This window comes from Pseudomonas sp. CFBP 8771 (assembly GCF_014841695.1).
Classification (GTDB): Bacteria; Pseudomonadota; Gammaproteobacteria; order Pseudomonadales; family Pseudomonadaceae; genus Aquipseudomonas; species Aquipseudomonas baltica.
In genome coordinates, this window is record NZ_JACYUJ010000029.1 from 1 (window position 1) to 315 (window position 315).

The window sequence follows — 315 nt, forward strand, 5'->3', positions numbered from 1 at the left end:
AGCGCTCTGGACGATGTCGGCGACAGCAAAGGCATGCTCCTCAATGGCAGGACCACAGATGACAACCAGCCCCAGCTGATGGGCAAAGCCAGCGCAGGCTCCATCGTGTCGATCTACGACAACGGCGTGCTGATCGGTCAGACCGTGGCCGGCAGCAACGGTAGCTGGACCTTCACCACCCCGGCCCTGAGCAACGGCGAACACAGCCTGATCGCCAGCGCCGACGGTATCACCAGCGCGCCGTTCGACCTCAACGTCGACGACGGCACCGGCCCGGTGACTCCTTACATCGCGAGCGCTCTGGACGATGTCGGC

Annotated in this window: 1 protein-coding gene; it reads left to right on the forward strand. The window is 64.4% G+C overall.

Features of this window, described 5'->3' with window-relative positions; genetic code table 11:
• The coding region (locus tag IFT80_RS21545) for an Ig-like domain-containing protein (protein WP_192138402.1) at nucleotides 1–315 on the forward strand (315 nt) is incomplete at both ends.